The following is a 19,669-nucleotide window of genomic DNA, read 5'->3' as shown; positions in this document are numbered from 1 at the left end:
CCTCAGGCAACCTTGCGAGCGACGGAGCCAGCGAGCGGGGGCACATTGACCCAGCGTCGCTCCTTCCAGCTCTTTTGCGCAAGCTCGGCGAGTTGAACGCCCTTGGCCCCTTCCCTCAAGGTGAACTTCCATGGCGCGTCCTCGACGACGTAACGCAGGTAGTCCTCCCACTGCGCCTTGAAGCCGTTGTCGAAGACCTGTGTTTCGGGAACTTCGTCCCACGTCCTGTAGAAATCGATCGTTTGTGGCTGGTCCGGGTTCCACACCGGCTTGGGGGTGTTGACGCGATGCTGGGTCCAGCACTTGGTTAGGCCGCAAACCGCCGATCCATGAGTGCCGTCGACCTGGAAGGTCACGAGGTCATCACGACGGACGCGAACCGCCCAGGACGAGTTGATATGAGCAACGATGCCCCCCTCGAGTTCGAAGGTCGAATAGGCGGCATCATCAGCGTCAGCCTGGTAGACTTCGCCATTTTCGTCGACGCGGCTTGGAATGTGGGTTGACGCATAGCAGCTGACGGCCTTGACCTCGCCGAAGAGGTTGTCCAGCACATAACGCCAATGCGGCAGCATATCGAGGATCATACCGCCGCCATCGGCAGCGCGGTAATTCCAGGAGGGCCGTTGCGCGGCCACTCCCCAGTCCCCCTCGAACACCCAGTAGCCAAACTCCCCACGCACTGAAAGAATCCTGCCAAAGAAACCGCTGTCCTTCAGCAAGGCGATCTTTCGCAGGCCCGGCAGATAGAGCTTGTCCTGAACCACGCCGTTCTTGACGCCGCGCTCCTCTGCGAGGGAAGCAACGGAGAGCGCTTCCTCTAAAGTCTCCGAGATCGGTTTTTCGCAGTAGACGTGCTTTCCGGCTTCGATGGCCTTCCTCAGCAAGGCGACGCGCATCTGGGTCGAGCCTGCGTCGAAAAAGATCTTGTTGTTCGGATCGGCAAGCGCGCTATCGAGATCGGTGGTCGTTCGGGTCAGTCCATGCTTGCGGGCAACCGCCTCGATCTTGTCCGCGTTGCGGCCGACGAGGATCGGGTCCGGCATCAGGCGATCGCCATTTCTAAGCAGGAGCCCGCCCTGCTCCCGGAACGCCAGGATCGATCGCACCAGGTGCTGATTATAGCCCATGCGGCCGGTAATACCATGCATGATGATGCCAAGCGAAATCGTCGCCATCTGTTCTTCCTCCCAATAAATAACTATTTAGTTACATAAGTGACATGCGCGATCGGAGCTGTCAACCCGGACCTGGCGCGTGCTCACTTCTCAAACAATGCGGGCAATATCAAAATCTAGCGCCCCCGGAACAAGGCCGACCGGAATCCCCACGCGGACAAGAGGCTGGATATCGCACGTCGAACAACGTAAGCGAAAACTGACATGCCTTTTTTGAACTGACGCATCGAGCATATGAAGCCAATTTCAAGAACCAACCTCGAGCAGGCCAAATCGCACAATCGGCGTGTGGTGATTGAAGCGATCCGAACGAACGGTCCCCTGTCGCGGGCGGCAATTGCGCGGTTGACGGCCCTCACGACGCAAACGGTGTCGAATATCGTCGAGGAGCTGGAAGTGGCGATGCTCCTCACGGCGGACGCTGCCAAAAAGATCCCACGCGGGCAGCCTGTCAGGCTCTATTCGATCAACCCGGACGGGGCCTACTCCATTGGCCTGGACCTGGAGCGCGACCTTGCGGTGGGCGTGCTGACCGATCTTGCGGGACGCGTTCGGGCGCGAGTGGAAAGAGCTGTCGAACGGCCAACGCCAGCCGAGGCGATGCCTGTTCTTGCCGAAATCGTGCTGGAACTCCAGCAGGCCTTCCCGCTCGATAGCGCTCGCCTGCTTGGCGCCGGCATCGCAATGCCCGGTCGCTACGCTACCGAGGTGTGACATTACTTAGTCCGGTAACGTTGCCCGACTGGCAGGACTTTCCCGTGGCGAGCAAGCTTGCGGACCGTCTCGGTATGCCGGTCCTTGTCGAAAACGACGCGGCCGCAGCGACAATCGGGGAGCGGCTTTACGGCGTGGGGCGCGGCCTGACCAGTTTCGTCTATCTCTTTCTTGGCGGAGGCATCGGCGCCGGCCTGTTCCTCGACGGCCAGCTCTACAAGGGCAGCCGCAGCAACGCTGGCGAGATCGGTCACATGATTGCTGTCTCGAACGGTCTGCCTTGCGTCTGCGGCAAGCGCGGTTGCCTGGATCGTTATGTGTCTCTCGGGGCTGCCTATGATTATCTGAATATCACAGCCCATGGACAGGCCTGGACCCGTTCCCCCGACATCGTGGCCGGGCTTAGCCAGGACCGGATCGACGCATGGGCAGAAACTGCTGCCGAAGCCATGCGGCAGACGATCGATGTTCTCGAACTCGCCTTCGACCCCCAGACGATCGTTCTCGGCGGCTCGATGCCGACGCGTTTGCTAGAAGGACTCGCGCGCCGTCTCCAGCCCTTGCACCGGCCGGTCGATCCCGGCCAGGAACGTGTTCTGTCGCGCATCATGACCGGTGCGATCGGTAGGGATACGGCCCTTCTTGGTGCCGCGGCACTGCCGATCTTCTCGGAAACGAATCCACAGTTCGACGTTTTGCAAAAGCCGCTCAGGCAAAGGCCTCAGGAGTAGCCGTAGAGGATCGGCATCAGGCCCGCGAGCGCCTTGAACCGCTCCCAGGACTTGTCCTCGGGTCTTGTCCAGGCACTCTCGGCCAGCGCCGAGACCCGTGGGAATACCAGGCGGTCGAAGACGGCGCGGTCGGTCATCGGTTCCGACCAGATGCAGGCCTGGATGCCACGCAGCTTCTTTTTCTGCTCAGCGCTCCAGCCTTCGACCGGATCGAAATTATAGAGCGTCTCGGGCTCCGACCATCCTGCCCAGCTGGCGCCGGGCTCATCCCAATCCGGGCTGTTTGCCATGTCGAGGTAGTAGACCTGTCCGGGGCAGACAACCATCTCGTAGCCTTGCCCGGCAAGCGCTGCTGAGACTTCGACGCTCCGCCAGCCGCAGAGGTAGCTTTTGTCCTTGTCGATGACATTGCCATGCGCGGCTTCCTCCCAGCCGCCGGTGATGCAGCCTTGCTCGGCAAGGAACTTTTGGATCCTTGCGAGAAAGATGGATTGCAAAACGGCCGCACCCGACCCGTCGATATCATCTGCTCCATGGGTATTGGTGATAACGTTGAGCCGCTTGGCGTGCTGATTGGCAACGATGTCTCCACCGATCTCTTTGAGCTTCGCTAGCGCTTCGGGCGAGCCCGACCAGGCGCCCAGCGGAACTTCATCCGCCCCGATATGAATCGTCCTGAAGGGAAAGAGTTCGATCAGTTCGCGGAAGATGGTTTCCAGTACCTGATAAGTCTGCTCGCGCGCCGGATTGATGCAATTGTCCGGAAAGCCCTGGACGGAATAGTAGCTTCCGGCTTCCTGCGGATCGCGAAGCTCCGGGATCGCCTGTTGCATGGCATAGCAATGTCCAGGCACATCGATTTCAGGAACAATTTCAATGCCGAGCCCACCTGCATGCGCAACGATCTCTCGGACCGCCGCCTTCGTGTAATATCCGCCTGTCCGCGCCGCACCCGATCCTAGGAGCGGCGGGATCGCCAGCCCGTGTCCGCGCCAGGCGCCGACTTCGGTCAGGGCAGGATAGGCGTCGATTTCCACGCGCCAGGCCTCGTCGTCCGAAAGGTGCCAGTGGAAACGGTTGATCTTGTTCCAGGCAAGGATGGCGAGCAGTTTCTTGATTTCGGACGTCGCATAGAACTGTCGAGCAACGTCGAGATGCAGGCCGCGCCAGCCCATGGTCGGCTCGTCGCGGATCTTGCCTTCGACAGGAAAGCGGAAGGAGTGGGGATGAAGATGTGCACCTCGCCAGATCTGACCAAGCGTGATCAGGCCATAGAGGAGGCCGGCGCGAGTGCTGGCCGAAACCTGTATTGAATCTCCGGCGAAAGATATGTCGTAGGCCTCCGCGGCAAATCCGTCGACGACATCAAGATTGACGGGCATGCCGCCTTCAGAGGCTGGCCGAACAATTCCCTCGACAGCAAACAGCTGCTCGACGAGGGTAACAAAGGCATCAGCCGCGGCATGTGCCAAGGGGTTGCTCGCGTTGATCGAGAAGCCGGGTGGGGCTTGCCGCTTCCCCGATACGGACACCTCTGAGGGCCAAGGTACGATCGCGACCGGCACCGGTGGATCGGCTGGAACGGGATAGATTTGCGCGCCGCGCTTCAAGGGAGCATTGTTTGCGAGTGATCGGGTCGGTTCGACCGAAAGCGATAGCGTGCTGCCATCGGCAAAGGCAAGATAGGCACCCGTTGCACCGTCCGTCCAATGCTGGAACGGCCAGCTGAGTGCGGAGATCGCCAGTGACCAGGTCTTGCCCGCGCCCAGCTCGAAATTTTCCGGCGGCAGGAACTCGGTAAAGTTCGACAGTCTGCGGCTGACGGTCCCGCCCTCGATCCGGACGGCCGGATCCACCCGGCCGGGACCGCTGATGCAGAGGGTGAAATGGGAGATCGTCTTGGTCGACAGGTTCTTGAGATTGAGCGTGTAGGCCTGTGGTGCTTCGTCCGTCGCAGGCCGCCATGTGGCCTCGAGCCGCAGGGCGTGCTGGCGCTGTGTCAACATGAATATCTCTCGATCGTGTTGGTTGGTTCCAACATTCGCTACGAATGCAGGACGCGGATAGTCACTTAGTCAATCAACTTGATTTAATCAGGCAACCGTTGACAACGTCAACCCGCTGCCATCTACGCTTCGCACGAAAGTTGCCGTTGCCCAGGACAACGTCCGGACGGGCGCTCACGGAGCGGGAGGAAGCGAAGCGGTCTGGCGGGCAACATCGGGATGAGCGGCCTTGAAGGGCGTCAGCGCACTGCAGGCTTCGGCGATCTTTTCGATACGCGGGAAAGCTGAAATGTCGAGGCCCCAGCGGCGGGCGTTGTAGACTTGCGGCACCAGACAGAGGTCGGCCATGGTCGGCTCGTCTCCGACGCAGAAGCGACCCGTCCGTGGATCGTCGAGCATTCGATCGAGCCCGCGAAGCCCGTTCCCGATGAACTTTTTCATCCATTGGCCTCGCGCATCCTCGTCGCCTGTGAGACGCACGACATGTGCTGCGACATGCAGATTGCATATAGGATGAACGTCCATTGCGACAGCGTAGGACAGCGCCCTCACCCGCTGCCGTTTTTCGGGGGTATCGGGCAGCAAACGCGCGTCCGGTCGGGTCTCTGCAAGGTATTCGATGATCGAAAGCGATTGGGTCAGTGTTTGCCCGTCGATGCTAAGGCTGGGGACCAGCCCTTGCGGGTTGACGTCGAGGTAGGTTTCGGTCTTGTGCGCAAAGGCAAGCAGATCGATCGGTACGGTCCTGTAGGCAAGCCCCAGGAGTTCGAGTGCGATCCGAACCCGGTAGCAGGCCGAGGAGCGCCAGTAGTCGTAAAGGACGATCTCTGTCATGGTTGCTGCTCCAGAGTTTGACGCTGCACCGTTTGCTCGATCGCACCGAAGATCGATGCGCCGCTCATGTCGGTCATTTCGATACGAACGGTATCACCGAATTTCAGAAAGGGCGTGGCCGGCCGACCAAGGCGGATGGTCTCGATCATCCGGATCTCGGCGATGCAGGAATATCCATCACCACCTTCGGAAATCGACATACCGGGCCCACCGTCCTTCTTGTTGGAAACGGTGCCCGAGCCGATGATCGAGCCCGCCGACAGCGCACGTGTCCTGGCGGCATGCGAGACCAGTTTTGCGAAGTCGAACGTCATATCAATGCCGGCATTGGCGCGACCGAAAAGTCTCCCGTTGACGCTGACGAGAAGAGGAAGGTGGACCTTTCCGTCCTTCCAGGTGTCGCCGAGTTCATCCGGCGTCACTGCGACTGGCGAAAAGGCCGATGCGGGTTTTGATTGAAAGAAACCGAATCCCTTGGCGAGTTCATCCGGGATGAGGTGGCGCAGCGAAACGTCGTTGGCGAGCATGACGAGCCGGATTGCGCTGAGTGCCTGATCGGGCGCAGCCCCCATCGGGACGTCGTCGACGATCACCGCAACCTCGCCCTCCATGTCGATGCCGTGGCCTTCATCGCAGGCAACGATCGGATCGCAAGGGCCGAGAAAACTGTCAGAGCCGCCCTGGTACATCAGCGGGTCGGTCCAGAATGTCGACGGCATGGCTGCATTGCGTGCTTTTCTGACCAGTTCGACATGATTGACGTAGGCCGATCCGTCGGCCCATTGATAGGCGCGCGGCAACGGTGAGTGCACGTGCCTCGCATCAAAGGCTTCGGATGGCGCGGTGCCCTCCTCCAGCCGTTCTGCCAGTTGGGCCAGCTGGGGCGCGGCCGTCATCCAGTCATCAAGTGCAGCCTGCATCGTGCGGGCGACCTCGCCCGCGTCACTATAGCGCCTCAGGTCACGTGTGACGATGATCAGCCGGCCGTCGCGGGAGCCATCCTTGAGTGTGGCAAGCTTCATGGGATCAGTCCGTGATTCATGGCTTGATGCCGGGGGTTCCGTCGAAGCGCCGCTCGAGCCCCTCCCAGCAATCGATGTAGTCATCCTGGAGGGTCTCCAGTTCCGCTGCATATCGGGTTAATTGCTGTGGAAAACGGGTTTCGAACATAAAGGCCATCGTGTGATCGAGCTTGACCGGTTTCAGTTGGCTGTTTGAGGCCTTTTCGTATCCAGAGGCGTCAGGACCATGCGGCAGCATCATGTTGTGCAGGCTCATGCCACCCGGCACGAAACCCTTTTCCTTGGCATCGTATTGCCCATGGATCAGGCCCATGAACTCACTCATGATGTTGCGATGATACCAGGGTGGTCGGAACGTATGCTCGGCCACCATCCAACGCGGCGGGAAGATCACAAAATCGACATTTGCGGTTCCCTCTTCGCCGCTTGGCGCCGTAAGCACAGTGAAGATCGAGGGGTCCGGGTGGTCGAAGAGAATGGCTCCTACCGGCGAGAAGGTCTTCAGATCATATTTGAACGGCGTGTAGTTGCCATGCCAGGCAACGACGTCCAGCGGCGAATGTCCGATCTCCGTCACGTAGAACTTGCCGCACCATTTCACATGGACGCGGCACGCCGCCTCCTTGTCCTCGAAGGCGGCGACGGGCGTCTTGAAATCCCGGGCATTCGCCAGGCAGTTGGCACCGATTGGACCGCGATCCGGCATGGTGAACTTCGCACCGTAGTTTTCGCAGATGTAGCCCCGCCACTCCGATCCCTGTCCGAGAGTGGTCACCTTGAACATCATTCCACGGGGGATGAGGCAGATTTCGGTTGGCTCGACCTCCATGATGCCCATCTCCGTGAAGACCTGGATTGTCCCGACCTGCGGAACGATGAGGAGCTCGCCATCGGCATTGAACGCATAGTCGTCGATCATGTCGTCCTTGAAAGCGTAGGCATGTGCGGCCATGCCGACCTGGGTCATGATGTCGCCGGCTGCCGTCATCGTCCTGATGCCAGCAAGAAAATCGGTGTGCCCGGCGGGGATCGGGATAGGATCCCACCTGAGCTGGCCAAGCGGCAACGCGTGGTCATCAAGGCAGGGCGCGGACTTCCAGAACGGATAGCGTTCATTATCGAAGCGCCGCGTGTGACGCACGCTCGGCCTGATCCGATAGAGCCAGGAGCGCTCATTTGTTCCTCGAGGCGCAGTAAATGGCGAGCCGGAAAGCTGTTCAGCATAAAGACCGTAGTTGCATTTCTGCGGGCTGTTCTGGCCTTGGGGCAAAGCTCCTGGCAACGCCTCGGTCTCGAAATCGTTGCCGAAGCCGGGCATGTAGTCCAGCTCGCTCGTTCCAGCCTGTGCACGGGATCGCGGTGCGTCGGTCGTGTCCATGCTTGCATCTCCTCCACTCATATAGTTACAAACGTAACCGTCGATTTTGTAACTATCAAGGAGCGGCCATGGCGGGTGAATTCGAGCTCGACGGTTTCATTCCCTACCGACTCAACCGCGCGTCGGAACTGATAAGTCTTTCGTTTGCGCGCCAATACAAGTTGGAGTTCGATCTGACGCGGCCTGAATGGCGCACGCTGGCCGCACTCGGCAGTGTCGGCGTGATGACGGCGACGGAAATCGGTGCACATTCGCACATGCATAAGACCAAGGTCAGTCGTGCCGTCCGCGCACTCGAGGAGCGGCATTGGCTAAAACGCATTCCGAGCGAAACCGACAGACGTTTCGAGCAGATCGCGCTCACGTCGCAAGGGCAGCAACACTATCGAAAGATTACCCTGCTGGCCCGCAAGTATCAGGAGACGGTGCGAATGACGCTTGGCGAGGAGGCCATCCGGCACCTCGAACTTGCGCTTTCGGCAATCGAGACCTCTGCCGGGCTGCACCGTAGATCCAGGTGAGCTACGCTACGCTCCGCCGAGGGGATAGCCTTGGAAGTTCTTTAACGTGTCGAGCACGATCGAGGTTTTCACATGCTGGACGGATTCATGCGGCAGCAGCACCTCGTTGACGAAGCGTGAAAGACCCGAGAGCCCGCGGGTCGCGATCTTCAGGTGATAGTCCATCTCGCCAGTCAGCGCATAGGCTTCGAGAACCTCGGGAAGACCGTTCACCAATTGCGCGAACCGCCGGGCGTTGTCGCGATTGTGGGTCGCCAGCGTGACCGAAATGACGACGAGCAGGTTGAGCCCGAGCTTGTCCGGATCGAGGTTTGCCTGATAGCCGCGAATGAAGCCTTCGGCTTCCAATCGCGTTCGTCGCCGCGAGCATTGGGAAGCCGACAGGGCGATGCGTTCGGACAGTTCCATATTGGTCAACCGTCCGTCGTTCTGAAGCTCGGCGAGGATTTTGAGGTCAAATCCATCCAGCTGCTCAGACATTGTATAATCCGCCGCTCTTGTGCATGTTTCGTGCGCATATGTTGCAAATTGCACTCACAATGCAAGTACATTGCACGAAAGAAAGCCCATAATTTGCATCAAATGGCTACTGCCGCAGGAGGAGCAAATGGGCCCGTATCCACACGACGCACCGCCGTCAAAAATCACCGCGGACAATCCCGCCGGAACGGATGGATTCGAATTCGTCGAGTTCGCGCACCCGCAGCCCGAGAAACTGGCCGAACTGTTCACCCGTATGGGCTATCGGCCGGTCGCAAAGCACAAGAGCAAGGACATCACCGTCTGGCGCCAGGGCGACATCAACTACATCGTCAATGCCGAACCGGATAGCCACGCCATGCGCTTCGTCGACGATCACGGCCCTTGCGCGCCGTCGATGGCGTGGCGCGTCGTCGATGCCAGGCATGCCTTCGATCATGCCGTTGCCAAGGGTGCGACACCTTACGAGGGCAACGACAAGACCCTCGATGTGCCGGCGATCGTCGGTATCGGTGGGTCGCTTCTCTATTTTGTCGAGCGCCACGGGAAGAAAGGCTCGGCTTATGATCTGGAGTTCGATTGGCTCGGCGAACGTGATCCGCGCCCCGACGGTGTCGGTTTCTTCTATCTCGACCACCTGACCCATAATGTCTATCGCGGCAACATGGACAAATGGTGGGATTTCTACCGCGAACTCTTCAATTTCAAGCAGATCCACTTCTTCAATATCGACGGCCGCATCACCGGCCTGATGAGCCGTGCGATCACCTCGCCCTGCGGCAAGATTCGCATTCCGTTGAATGAATCGAAGGACGAGACCAGCCAGATCGAGGAGTATTTGAGGAAGTACAGGGGGGAAGGCATCCAGCACATCGCTGTCGGCACCAATGCCATCTACGAGGCCACCGACAACCTTGCCGAGAATGGCCTACGCTTCATGCCCGGCCCGCCCGAAACCTACTACGACATGTCCGTCGAACGCGTTGCAGGCCATGACGAACCGCTACATCGGATGCGCAAGCACGGCATCCTGATTGACGGCGAAGGCGTACTCGATGGCGGCACGACAAAGATCCTGCTGCAGATCTTCTCGAAGACCGTGATCGGCCCGATCTTCTTCGAATTCATCCAGCGCAAAGGCGACGAAGGTTTCGGCGAGGGCAACTTCCGGGCGCTCTTCGAATCCATCGAAGCCGACCAGATTCGCCGCGGCGTCATCAAACCGGCCGCCGCCTAGCGACCGACGCAAACTGCAAATCAGTGGCCGTCGGGGGCAACAGCTTCCGGCGGCACTGTTTCGAGCAGGTTCTTGCGATGAAAGATGAACAGACCGGCGACAACGATGATCGTGCCTCCCGTGATCACATAGAGATCCGGAACATCGCCGAAGAACAGATATCCGAGCGCGATCGCCCAGATCAGCAAACTATATTGCAACGGTGCCAGCAGCGACGCCGGGGCGAGCTTTAGCGAACGCGTGATCAGGAGGTGGGCGCAGGAGGCAACGACACCGAGGGCCAGCATGCCGCCGAGTTCGACCGGCGAAGTGGGCTGCCAGGCGCCGATCGAAAGCACCGCACCGACAATGAGGGCGGCGATCATCTGCCAGGTTACCAGCGTGGTGTCGCTGGTATTGCGGAGATATCGGTTCAGCACCAGCGCCATCGAAAACGAAAGGCTGCCGACAATGCCGAAAAGCGAGGGTAGCGACAGCATCGCCGAGGATGGACGTAGCGCGATCACCACGCCGCAGAAGCCGACAAAGACTGCGAGCCAACGGCGCCAGCCGATCCGCTCGTTGAGGAAGAAGTGCGAGAGCGCGGCGACATAGATCGGCCCCGCCATGTAGAAAGTCATGACATCGGCGAGCGGCAGATAGGCGACGGCGGCATAGAACAGGCCGACATCGAGCGTGGCCAAAAGCACGCGCAGAAACTGCAACCCCTTCTGCTCTACCCTGAAAAGCTGGGCAGGGCCTTGCCTCGCGATCAGCGGCCCAAGGATGATGAAGCATCCGAGCGAGCGGATGAGCAGCACCTGCCCGACCGAAAAGCTCGTCACCAGCCACTTACCCATCGCGTCGTTGAGGGCGAAGAGAAAGTCTCCGAGCAGCATCAGGACGACGCCCATCAACACGAGGTTCTTGAGGCCCGTCGCGGTAGATTGTGGCTGCATAGTCGGAATTCCCGTCACCCATCGCTGCCTTGCTGCAGCAGGTGGGGCCGTCGCGTATATCGACCGGAGTGTCAAGCCGAGGCAGCGGCTATTCCGTCTTGCCCCGCAGCATTTCGATGATTGCGGAGAAATCGCGTCCGCCATTCCCCTGCTTCTCGAAAAGAGCATAGAGCTGCGACGCTTCGGCGCCGAGCGGTGTGGAAGCACCGGTCGATAGCGCCGCCTCTTGTGACAGGCGCAGGTCCTTCAGCATCAGCGCCGCGGCAAAACCCGGCTTATAGTCGTTGTTCGCCGGTGAGGTCGGGACGGGGCCTGGGACCGGGCAATAGGTGCTGATCGACCAGCATTGCCCCGACGAGGTCGAGGCGACATCGAACAATGCCTGATGCGAAAGGCCGAGTTTTTCACCGAGCGCGAAGGCCTCGCAGACACCGATCATCGAGATGCCGAGGATCATGTTGTTGCAGATCTTGGCCGCCTGCCCGGCGCCTGCCTCCCCGCAATGGACGATCTTCTTGCCCATCGCTTCCAGGATCGGCTTTGCCTTTGCGAAAGCCTCGGCAGAACCTCCGGCCATAAAGGTCAGCGTGCCCGCTGCCGCACCACCTGTGCCTCCGGAAACGGGCGCATCGAGAGAAAGGCACCCGGCGCTGACTGCCATCTCATGGGCCTTGCGAGCGCTGTCGACGTCGATCGTGGAGCTATCGATGATAAGCGTACCGACGGGGATCGAGCGAAGGATATCCGTCCATGCACTGAGCACATGCTTACCCTGTGGCAACATCGTCACAACGATCTCGGCGCCCGAAACCGCCTGACTGATGTGGCTTGCCGCCTTCACGCCGTGTTCTTCCGCGGCTTGCAGGACAGGCGCGGCCAGGTCGAAGCCGGTGACCTCATGGCCCGCCTTGACGAGGTTGGCGGCCATCGGCCCACCCATGTTGCCAAGGCCGATGAAAGCGATCGTTGCCATGCCGTTCTCCTATCTGTTGTCTTCCAGGATCATTGCCGCCGCCTTTTCGGCGATCATGATCGTCGGCGAATTCGTGTTGCCCGACGTAATCGTCGGCATCACCGAGGCGTCTGCGATCCGAAACTTCGCCAGCCCCCTGAACCTCAGGCGCGGATCGACGACGCTTTCGCGATCGGCGCCCATCCGGCAAGTTCCGACGGGATGAAAGATCGTCGTGCCGATGTCGCCGGCGGCCTGCGCCAGTTCTGCGTCCGTGTGGTAGTTCGGGCCAGGTTTGAATTCCTCCGGGTGGAACCGCGCGAATGAAGGCTGCGCGACGATCCTCCGTGTCAGGCGTATCGAACGGATAGCTATGTCGCGATCGCGTTCGGTCGAGAGATAATTGGGACTGATTGTCGGCTGGGCGGCAAAATCCGGGCTCGTCACGTGTACCGAGCCGCGGCTCTCCGGCCTCAGATTGCAGACGCTTGCAGTGATCGCCGGGAACGGATGGACCGGATCGCCGAACTTGTCGAGCGACACCGGCTGCACGTGATACTGCAGATCGGGTGTTTCCTTATCGGGGCCGGAGCGGGTGAAGACGCCGAGCTGGCTTGGTGCCATGGCCATCGGGCCAGAGCGCCTGACAAGGTACTCCAGACCGATCGCCGCCTTGCCGATCAGCCTCGTCGCCTTCTCGTTGAGGGTTGGAACGCCGGTCACCTTGTAAGCCAGGCGCAGTTGCAGGTGATCTTGCAGGTTTTCGCCAATGCTCCTCACCTCCTTAACGACGTCTATGCCCGCATTTTTGAGCACCTCACCGCGGCCAACTCCCGACAGTTCCAGAATGTGCGGGGACCCAATCGCGCCCGCCGCAAGGATCGTCTCCCTTGCCGCGTAGGCACGTTTGGTGCTGCCACCATAGTTATAGTCAACACCGCTGACGGCGCCCTCCTCGATCACCAGCTTTGATACCTGGGCCTTTGTCAAAACGGTCAGGTTGCCACGCCGTATCGCCGGACGCAGAAAGGCTTTGGCGGTGTTCCAGCGAATGCCGGATCGCTGGTTGACGTCGAAATAGCCTGATCCCTCGTTGTTGCCGGTATTGAAATCCGGGCTCTGCGGAATGCCAGCCTCCTTGGCGGCGGCCTGAAAGGCGTCGAGCACGGCCCAGCGGACGCGGGCTTTCTCGACGCGCCACTCCCCGCCCGCACCGTGCAGTTCACTCTCGCCGCGATAGTGGTCTTCCGATTTGCGGAAAAACGGCAACACATCGTCCCAACTCCAGCCGGCGCATCCCATCTGTCGCCAGAGATCATAGTCGCGTGCCTGGCCGCGCATGTAGATCATGCCGTTGATCGAGGAGCAGCCACCGAGCACCTTGCCACGCGGATAGTTGAGCACTCGTCCATTCAGTCCATCTTGTGGCGCGGTCGTGAAACACCAGTCCGTGCGCGGGTTGTTGATGCAGTAGAGATAGCCGACAGGAATGTGGATCCAGTGGTAATTGTCGCTGCCGCCGGCCTCCAGCAAAAGAACGCGTGTGTTGCGATCCTCGGACAGCCGGTTGGCGAGCACGCAGCCGGCGCTGCCGGCACCGATGATGATGTAGTCGAAGCGATCCATGTAATTGCCACCCCGCAGGTTAGCGGCGGTAGACGAAGCCGAGCTTTCGACCGAGGCGCGACGCATAGAATTCACCGATGATGCCGCGGCGGAAGATCAGCACGCAAATCATGAACACGACACCCGTGATGATCGTCACCGGGAATTCCGATGTCGCCAGGTAGTTTTCCAGCGTGACCACCAGGCCTGCGCCAAACAGCGGGCCGATCAGCGTGCCGATGCCGCCGAGCAGCGTCATCAGGATCACCTCACCCGACATCTGCCAGGCGACATCGGTCAGGGTCGCGAACTGGAAGACCAGCGACTTCACCGCGCCCGCCAGCCCTGCAAGCGCCGCCGACATCACGAAGGCGCCAAGCTTGTAGCGGGCGACGGAATATCCGAGCGATATTGCCCGCTGCTCGTTCTCGCGGATCGATTTCAGGATCATTCCGAACGGCGAGTTGATGAAGCGCCAGATGATGAGGATACCGACGACGAAGACGGCCAGCACGAAGTAATACATGTTGGTGGAGCTGTTGAGATCGAGGAGACCGAACAGCTGGCCGCGTGGGACGGACTGGATTCCGTCCTCGCCATGGGTGAACTCCGACTGCAGGCAGAAGAAGAAGAACATCTGCGACAGGGCGAGCGTAATCATCGCGAAATAGATGCCTTGCCGACGGATTGCGAAGAACCCCATGACGAGACCGAGGACCGCGGCACCCGCGACGCCGACGAGAATGCCGAGCTCAGGCGAAAATCCCCACTCCTTCACGGCATGAGCCGTAAAATAGGCCGCGCCGCCGAAGAAGGTCGCGTGGCCGAACGACAGGAGCCCGGTGTAGCCGAGCAGGAGGTTGAAGGCGCAGGCAAACAGAGCGAAGCACAGGAGCTTCATCAGGAAGATCGGATAGAAGAAGAACGGTGCCAACAAGAGGAGCAGCAGCCCGATGATCAGGAAGGCCGTCTGCACCGAAAGGGCGGTCCGGCTCTTTTCCGTCCTGATGGTTTCGGTGATCTCTGTCATCGTCATGCATCCCGGCCGAAGAGGCCCGCGGGCCTGATGAGAAGAACGATTGCCATGATGACGAAGATCACGATGTTGGACGCCTCCGGATAGAAGACCTTGGTCAGGCCTTCGGCAATGCCGAGTACATAGCCCGTAATGATCGCACCCATGATCGAGCCCATCCCACCGACCACGACGACGGCGAAAACGACGATGATCATGCTGGATCCCATCAGCGGCGACACCTGATAGATGGGTGCGGCCAAGACCCCGGCAAAGGCGGCAAGCCCCGCCCCAAGAGCGTAGGTCAATGTCAGCAGAACCGGCACGTTGACACCGAATGCCTGAACGAGCGTCGCATTCTCGGTGGCGGCTCTGAGATAAGCGCCGAGCTTCGTTTTCTCGATCAAAAGCCAGGTGCCAAGGCACACTACCAGCGACACGACGACGACCCAGCCGCGATAGATCGGCAGGAACATGAAGCCGAGGTTGACTGCGCCGGCCAAAACGGGGGGCTGCGCGTAAGGCTGTCCCGATGAGCCATAGAGGTAACGGAATGTCCCCTCGACAGCCAGGGCAAGGCCGAAGGTGAAAAGCAAGCCATAGAGCGGATCGAGGTCATAGAGCCGTCGAAGGAACAAGCGCTCGATCACCGCACCCGCCAGTCCAACGATGACCGGTGCCAGGATCAGCGACGGCCAATAGCCGATGCCGCCATAAGCAAGCAGAAGATAGGCGGCAAAGGCGCCGAGCATATATTGCGCGCCGTGTGCGAAGTTGATGACACGCAGCAGGCCGAAGATGATGGCAAGACCGAGGCTCAAAAGGGCATAGAAAGAACCGTTGATCAGCCCGATCAGCAACTGACCCATGAACGCCTGCAGGGGAATGCCGAAGATCATCGTCATCAGATCACACTCCCAGAACCTTATGCAGTGTATCCATTCGCTCCGGCAGCTCACCCACCGGGAATTCCGACACCATCTGTCCGTGGTCCATAAGATAGAAGCGATCGGCGATCTTGCTAGCGAAGCGGAAATTCTGTTCGACGAGCAGGATGGTCATGCCGCGCTCCTTCAATTGCTTCAGCACCTCGCCGATGCGCTGGACGATAACCGGCGCCAGGCCCTCGGTCGGCTCGTCGAGCAACAGCATGCGAACGCCGGTGCGCAGGATGCGCGCGATCGAAAGCATCTGCTGCTCGCCGCCCGACAGTTTCGTGCCCGGACTGTTGCGCCGCTCGTAGAGGTTCGGGAACAGCTCGTAGATCTCGTCGACCGCCATGCCACCCGAGGCCACCACGGGCGGCAGCAGCAGATTTTCGGACACTGTCAACGTCGAGAATATGCCCCTTTCCTCCGGCACGAAGCCGAGGCCCCGATGCGCCGTTTTGTGTAGGGGCACTTGCATCATGTCTACGCCGGCGAAGGTCAGCTTGCCCCTGCGGGCGCGTACGATGCCGGTGATGGTGCGCAGCGTCGTCGTCTTTCCGACGCCGTTGCGCCCAAGGATGGTCACCGTCTCACCCTCGCCGACCCGCATGTCGACGCCGTGCAGGATGTGGCTTTCGCCGTACCAGGCATTGAGCCCCTCAGCCTCCAGCAGTGCCGCCATTAGCCCTCCTCCGTGCCCATATAGGCCTGGCGCACCCGCGCATCGGAACTGACCGTTGCATAGTCGCCCTCGGCGAGAATTTCTCCTCTTTGCAGCACTGTCACGTGCTGGCAGATGTTGGCGACGACAGACAGATTGTGTTCGACCATGAGGACGGCGCGGTCGCGCGCCACATCGCGGATGAGTGCCGATACCACGCCGACATCCTCGTGGCCCATGCCCGCCATCGGCTCGTCGAGCAAAAGCACCCTCGGATCAAGTGCAAGCGTCGTCGCGATCTCAAGGACGCGTTTGCGGCCATAGGAAAGATCCGCCGCGATCGCGTCGCGCTCCTTGGAGAGGCCGACCCTCGCCAGCAACTGTTCGGCGCGGTCGTTCAACGCGTCGAGCGCAGACAGCGGGCGCCAGAACTGTGTCGACAGGTTGTTGGGCCGTTGCAGCGCCACGCGCACATTGTCGAGCACGCTCAGATGCGGGAAGACCGCGGAGATCTGGAACGATCGCACCAGTCCCATACGCGCCACCTTGTCCGGTGCCGTTTTGGTGATGTCCGTGCCCATCAGTGTGATGGTGCCTGATGTCGGCTGCAGGAACTTCGTCAGCAGGTTGAAGACGGTCGTCTTGCCAGCGCCATTGGGGCCGATCAGCGCATGGACGCTCGCGTCGTGGACATCGAGATCGACATTCTTGACGGCACTAAAGCCGCCGAAGTCGCGGCGCAGGCCGCGGGCGGAAAGAACCACCCGCGGTGTTGCGCTCGATTGATGTGCGGAAACCGCCATGGGTTCAATTCGTCACGGTGCAACCGCTTTTGGCGGGATCGATATAGGCTTCCTTGCCAGGAATTGTTGCGAGAACGTTGAAGTAGTCCCATGGCTCCTTGCTGTCGGCCGGCTTCTTGACCTGCAGCAGGTACATATCGTGGATCATGCGACCGTTCGGGCCGACAGTGCCGCCGCGACCAAAGACATCGTCAACCGGCAACTCGTGCAGTTGCTTGGCAACGGCGTCGGTGTCATCGGTGCCCGCCTTGTCGATGGCCTTGAGATACTGGAGGACGGCGGAATAGGTGCCCGCGTGGATCATGTTCGGCATCTTGCCGGTGCGGGCAAAGAACTTCTTGCCGAATTCGCGGCTCTTGTCATCGAGGTTCCAGTAGTAGCCCTCCGTCAGGGTCAGGCCCTGCGCCGCGTCCAGGCCGAGGCCGTGAACTTCAGCCAAGGTGAAGAGCAGAGCGGCCAGGTGCTGCCCACCCTGGGTGATGCCGAACTCGGCGGCCTGTTTGATCGCGTTGGAGGTATCGAGACCGGCATTGGCAAGGCCGATGACCTTGGCGCCCGAGGACTGAGCTTGCAGCAGGAACGAGGAGAAATCCTGGTTCGACAGCGGATGGCGGACGGAGCCGACCACCTTGCCGCCGTTTGCCTTGACGAAGTCACTCGTCTGCTGTTCCAGCGAATAGCCGAAAGCGTAGTCGGCGGTGAGGAAGAACCAGCTGTCGCCGCCCTGCTTGACGAGCGCGCCACCGGTGCCGACGGCAAGAGCGTGTGTGTCATAGGCCCAGTGGAAACCGTAGGGCGAGCAAGCCTTGCCGGTCAGATCGGTCGTGGCCGCGCCGGTGACGATGTCGATCTTCTTCTTCTCCTTCGCAATCGCCTGAACTGCGAGCGCGACCGACGACGTGGTCAATTCCATGATCGCGTCGACCTGCTCGGTGTCGTACCACTGGCGGGCAATGTTGGACGCGATATCGGGCTTGTTCTGGTGGTCGGCATCAACGATCTCGACGGGCACGCCGAGCACTTTACCGCCGAAATCCTCGACCGCCATTTTGGCTGCTTCAACGGAGGACTTGCCGCCGAAGTCGGCGTAGACGCCGGACTGGTCGTTCAGGATCCCGATCTTTACCTTGCCGTCGGATGCACCATCGGCGAGTACCGCGGTACTGCTTGCAAGCAGAAATGCCAGGCACGCAATGAGACTCTTTCGCATATTTCTCTCCTCCCAGAGATTGACCAGAATGCCGTTCTGTTCAGATTTGGCCAGCCGCTCTCCTCAAAAGCCGCCGGCGCGTGCCTTACGATCATGGAATTGCACCGATCAGGCAAGGCCGCTTTACAACCAATTCCAAACAGTATCTGTTCATTTTTGAACAGAACTATTGCTTTACCGCGCCACCGACCCAATGAATGCAGATCGTTAGGGCGCTTTTGTTGGAACTTAGGGCGGCGCGGGCTGCGGCGCATTAGACGAAAGACCAATATCAGCGGCCAATGCCACGGCCGACGGGGGCAGCATGAACAATTCACCGCAATTCACCTGGGATGACCTGCAGTTCTTTCTGGCGGTGGCCCGAACCGGCCAGCTGTCGACTGCCGCGCGGCAATTGCGCACCAGTCACGCGACCGTCTCACGCCGCATCGATCGGCTGGAATTCGCGCTCAAGGTCAAGCTCTTCGAGCGCAACCCGCGAGGCTACGTGATGACGGCGATGGGTGCGCGCTTCGTCGAGACCGCCGAGAAGATGGAGCAGGAGACCGAACGGCTGCGCGCCGACCTGATCGACGGCGCAATGACGCAGCGCGGTGTGGTGCGGCTCAGCGCACCGGAGGGTTTCTCGAACTTCTTCTTTGCGCGCGTGCTGCCGAAGTTCGTCGCGCGCCATCCGAACCTGTCGCTCGAGCTGGTGACGATCCAGCAGATCATGTCGCTGTCGCGCAAGGAGGCCGACATCACCGTCGTGCTCGATGAGCCGAAGGGCGGACCTTATTTCTCCGACAAGCTCACCGACTACCATCTTCAGCTCTACGGCTCGCGGGACTATCTACAAAGGAGCGCGCCGATTACCTGCCGCGACGATCTGCTGGAGCATCCCTTCATCAGCTACATCGAGGAGATGATCTTTGCGCCCGGCCTCGACTATCTTGGCGACGTGCATCCGCGCATCAAGCCGCAGTTCCAGAGTTCCAGCATCTTTGCGCAGCTGACGGCGACCAGAAACGGGCTTGGACTGTGTGTGCTTCCCTATTTCTTCGCCAGCCGCCATCCCGAACTCGAACGGGTGCTTCCCGACGAGGTCGATCTCAGGCGGCACTACTGGATCACATGCCATCGTGATCTTCGCCAGTCGCCGAGGGTTCGGGCGGTGATCGACTTCCTGCGCGAGGCGGTGGCTGGCGACGATGTCAGGTTCATTCCGCCTTGGGCCAAGCGTTAGATCGACGTTGAAATCGTCCGGCGAGTTGACCCTTCCAGACTGCGGGTCTATGCCCGAAGGATAGTCGCGCCGGCAGGCGAACGAGGAGGAACGACCATGCAGCATACCCGCGAGATCTTCGACTGGGCCGATCCGTTCCGGCTGGTGGAGCAGCTGACGGACGAGGAGCGCATGGTGCAGGAGACTGCACACGCCTATGCGCAGGAGAAGCTCTTGCCGCGCGTGCTCGA

The 19,669-nt window shown here is 60.3% G+C and carries 17 protein-coding genes and 2 pseudogenes; 5 read left to right on the top strand and 14 right to left on the bottom strand.

The features are described from left to right. Positions 1 to 2: 2 nt before the first annotated feature. Positions 3 to 1,178 carry a Gfo/Idh/MocA family protein gene (locus tag FHX16_RS26470; RefSeq protein ID WP_183758088.1) on the bottom strand — a complete coding sequence of 392 codons (1,176 nt, stop codon included), beginning with the start codon at positions 1,176 to 1,178 and terminating at the stop codon, positions 3 to 5. 234 nt (positions 1,179 to 1,412) lie between these two features. Between FHX16_RS26470 and FHX16_RS26465 the strand changes: the two are divergent. Beyond that, a pseudogene (locus FHX16_RS26465) lies at positions 1,413 to 2,623 on the top strand (ROK family protein). Here FHX16_RS26465 and FHX16_RS26460 read toward each other — a convergent pair. From FHX16_RS26460 to hmgA, 4 genes are all read right to left on the bottom strand, one after another. Then, the gene (locus tag FHX16_RS26460; RefSeq protein WP_259131260.1) at positions 2,614 to 4,629 is read right to left on the bottom strand and encodes a beta-N-acetylhexosaminidase; all 2,016 of its coding nucleotides are present in this window, start codon (positions 4,627 to 4,629) and stop codon (positions 2,614 to 2,616) included. The pseudogene FHX16_RS26465 and the gene FHX16_RS26460 sit on opposite strands and share 10 nt — an antisense overlap. A 174-nt stretch (positions 4,630 to 4,803) precedes the next feature. Next, positions 4,804 to 5,463: a maleylacetoacetate isomerase gene (maiA, locus tag FHX16_RS26455; protein ID WP_183758084.1), complete on the bottom strand. Its 660-nt coding sequence runs from the start codon at positions 5,461 to 5,463 to the stop codon at positions 4,804 to 4,806. Then, positions 5,460 to 6,485, bottom strand: a complete 1,026-nt coding sequence (locus FHX16_RS26450) for a fumarylacetoacetate hydrolase family protein (protein ID WP_183758083.1) — start codon at positions 6,483 to 6,485, stop codon at positions 5,460 to 5,462. Before FHX16_RS26450 ends, maiA begins: the two co-directional genes overlap by 4 nt. Before the next feature lie 16 nt (positions 6,486 to 6,501). Next, positions 6,502 to 7,863, bottom strand: a complete 1,362-nt coding sequence (gene hmgA, locus FHX16_RS26445; protein ID WP_183758081.1) for a homogentisate 1,2-dioxygenase — start codon at positions 7,861 to 7,863, stop codon at positions 6,502 to 6,504. A gap of 68 nt (positions 7,864 to 7,931) precedes the next feature. On the opposite strand from hmgA, the gene FHX16_RS26440 reads away from it, so the two are divergent. Further along, a complete protein-coding gene (locus FHX16_RS26440; protein ID WP_183758079.1) occupies positions 7,932 to 8,384 on the top strand; it encodes a MarR family winged helix-turn-helix transcriptional regulator in 453 nt (150 codons plus the stop codon). Between the two features lie 6 nt (positions 8,385 to 8,390). Here the strand turns inward: FHX16_RS26440 and FHX16_RS26435 are convergent, their stop codons facing one another. Beyond that, positions 8,391 to 8,864, bottom strand: a complete 474-nt coding sequence (locus FHX16_RS26435; RefSeq protein ID WP_183758077.1) for an Lrp/AsnC family transcriptional regulator — start codon at positions 8,862 to 8,864, stop codon at positions 8,391 to 8,393. Between the two features lie 127 nt (positions 8,865 to 8,991). Here FHX16_RS26435 and hppD point away from each other — a divergent pair, with 127 nt between their 5' ends. After that, positions 8,992 to 10,101: a 4-hydroxyphenylpyruvate dioxygenase gene (hppD, locus tag FHX16_RS26430; RefSeq protein ID WP_183758075.1), complete on the top strand. Its 1,110-nt coding sequence runs from the start codon at positions 8,992 to 8,994 to the stop codon at positions 10,099 to 10,101. 20 nt (positions 10,102 to 10,121) lie between these two features. Here the strand turns inward: hppD and FHX16_RS26425 are convergent, their stop codons facing one another. From FHX16_RS26425 to FHX16_RS26390, 8 genes are all read right to left on the bottom strand, one after another. Further along, positions 10,122 to 11,039, bottom strand: coding sequence for a DMT family transporter (locus FHX16_RS26425; RefSeq protein ID WP_183758073.1), 918 nt, complete (start codon positions 11,037 to 11,039; stop codon positions 10,122 to 10,124). 88 nt (positions 11,040 to 11,127) lie between these two features. After that, positions 11,128 to 12,012: a 3-hydroxyisobutyrate dehydrogenase gene (gene mmsB, locus FHX16_RS26420; protein WP_183758071.1), complete on the bottom strand. Its 885-nt coding sequence runs from the start codon at positions 12,010 to 12,012 to the stop codon at positions 11,128 to 11,130. A gap of 9 nt (positions 12,013 to 12,021) precedes the next feature. Continuing rightward, complete coding sequence (locus FHX16_RS26415) at positions 12,022 to 13,617, bottom strand: GMC family oxidoreductase (protein WP_183758069.1); 1,596 nt, start codon at positions 13,615 to 13,617, stop codon at positions 12,022 to 12,024. Between the two features lie 19 nt (positions 13,618 to 13,636). Continuing rightward, positions 13,637 to 14,626 carry a branched-chain amino acid ABC transporter permease gene (locus FHX16_RS26410; protein ID WP_183758067.1) on the bottom strand — a complete coding sequence of 330 codons (990 nt, stop codon included), beginning with the start codon at positions 14,624 to 14,626 and terminating at the stop codon, positions 13,637 to 13,639. 2 nt (positions 14,627 to 14,628) lie between these two features. Further along, entirely contained in the window at positions 14,629 to 15,516 is an 888-nt protein-coding gene (locus tag FHX16_RS26405; RefSeq protein ID WP_016557637.1) for a branched-chain amino acid ABC transporter permease, read from the bottom strand. Between the two features lie 4 nt (positions 15,517 to 15,520). Beyond that, positions 15,521 to 16,222 carry an ABC transporter ATP-binding protein gene (locus tag FHX16_RS26400; protein ID WP_183758065.1) on the bottom strand — a complete coding sequence of 234 codons (702 nt, stop codon included), beginning with the start codon at positions 16,220 to 16,222 and terminating at the stop codon, positions 15,521 to 15,523. Beyond that, a complete protein-coding gene (locus FHX16_RS26395; protein ID WP_183758063.1) occupies positions 16,222 to 17,004 on the bottom strand; it encodes an ABC transporter ATP-binding protein in 783 nt (260 codons plus the stop codon). Before FHX16_RS26395 ends, FHX16_RS26400 begins: the two co-directional genes overlap by 1 nt. A gap of 4 nt (positions 17,005 to 17,008) precedes the next feature. Beyond that, complete coding sequence (locus FHX16_RS26390) at positions 17,009 to 18,214, bottom strand: ABC transporter substrate-binding protein (protein ID WP_183758061.1); 1,206 nt, start codon at positions 18,212 to 18,214, stop codon at positions 17,009 to 17,011. Positions 18,215 to 18,518: 304 nt separating this feature from the next. Here FHX16_RS26390 and FHX16_RS26385 point away from each other — a divergent pair, with 304 nt between their 5' ends. After that, positions 18,519 to 19,439, top strand: a complete 921-nt coding sequence (locus FHX16_RS26385; protein WP_259131252.1) for a LysR family transcriptional regulator — start codon at positions 18,519 to 18,521, stop codon at positions 19,437 to 19,439. 96 nt (positions 19,440 to 19,535) lie between these two features. Beyond that, a pseudogene (locus FHX16_RS26380) lies at positions 19,536 to 19,669 on the top strand (acyl-CoA dehydrogenase); the annotation flags it as partial.

It is taken from the genome of Rhizobium sp. BK661 (genome assembly GCF_024808825.1).
Classification (GTDB): Bacteria; Pseudomonadota; Alphaproteobacteria; order Rhizobiales; family Rhizobiaceae; genus Rhizobium.
Note: the sequence above shows the minus strand (reverse complement) of the source record. Positions and strands in the feature narration are given on the sequence as shown.